At 31.7% G+C, this 1,465-nt stretch carries 2 protein-coding genes; both read right to left on the minus strand.

The window, feature by feature from the left end; all coding sequences use genetic code 11:
* A partial coding sequence (locus tag JF818_RS09990) for a CvpA family protein (protein ID WP_198891867.1) occupies positions 1 to 390 on the minus strand: 390 nt, incomplete at its 3' end.
* 7 nt (positions 391 to 397) lie between these two features.
* A partial coding sequence (locus JF818_RS09995; protein ID WP_233067170.1) for a DUF5711 family protein occupies positions 398 to 1,465 on the minus strand: 1,068 nt, incomplete at its 5' end.

Raw genomic sequence — 1,465 nt, forward strand, 5'->3', positions numbered from 1 at the left:
CAACCATGTTGTCATACCATCTGCAAAACTAAGAGTTTTCTGATCTACCATCGCTTGAAAGGCATCACTATCTAAGAATTTTTCGGCTACAATTCTCATGTAATCATTTTCACTCAATTCCTGAGAAATCATGTCTTTAGATATACCATCTAAATTGACACTTGGTAACTCAATATTGGAAAAGGTTGTTGCGAGTCCCTCTTTTATCTTATTATATAAGTCAAATTTTTGGTTCAAAAACAAACTCATCTCATCATGATAAAATTTTGCTGCGAAAAAGCCAAGAATAATACTCACCACATTCGCAACAGATCGTATCAATCCTCTGAACCAACCTAGACCGACATTAATTATTATTATAATTATTACTGCGATATCTAAATAATTCATATACCCTCTAATATGCTAACTCTAATATTTCTATATAATTATTGTATTCAACTAGAATACGGTTTTCACTCAACCATTCTGCGTCCATCACTCGATCATTTGATTCAAACGATTGTATTTCTTCTCCAGCAGAGTTCAAAATTAATATTTTGAAATCACTTACTAAAAGTATTTGTCCTCTTTTCAAAGATAAGCTTCGGTAATCCTCATCCAACTCTTTAGTAAATATTTCCTTGCCATCTTTATTAATACAAACTAAATTATGTATGGTAAATGTATCCACTTCTTTTCTTTCATTTATTTCATACACATTCCCATTCTCATCAATTTCAAAGTTTATCAGTGACCCAGTTCGTTCACGTTCCCATAGGAATGAATTCTCTTCATTAATCATGTATGCATGTAAACCATTAAAGTCTACAATTAGAATTACTTGGTCATATATTCTAGCACCATAAACAATTGAATTATAGTTATTGTGGGCACCTAACATGGAATTAGTATCTAACGAATAGGTTATTAGCTTAGAATTGTACTTCTTTTCATCTGATGACAGTAGAGTCACTAATACAAGCTTTTTATCTTTAGATATATCTAACCCAAGTAGACGACCTGAGGAAAGTTGAATATTTGATATTTCATTCCCTTCATAATCAAATACTAAAAAATGGTTATCTGCAGTGATTACAACAAATACATCATTATTCGCTGCAACAGCTTTTTCAATCGGCCCCAGATGATTCACTTCACCAACATAGCCTCCATAATAATCAAGAATGTAAATGTTTCCTTGCAAATTATCCACTACAGCAAAGTAATTCTCCATACCTAATAGAGTACTTGAATCCGTATTGATACCTTTTCGTTCTATTAAGTTACCATCATGATCATAAAGAGCTATTTCATTAACTTCATTTACGATGATTTTGTTATTATAAGAAAAAACATCGGCTCTTGTATCTAAGACCTTATCCATTGAAATATCAATCTTTCCAATTTCCTTCCAGTTCAAATCGATGACTCCAAATGAAATCAAAGCTTTATGAACCATACCATTGAAATTGAATACTATCAC

The organism is Sphaerochaeta sp. S2, from assembly GCF_016406725.1.
GTDB lineage: Bacteria > Spirochaetota > Spirochaetia > Sphaerochaetales > Sphaerochaetaceae > Sphaerochaeta.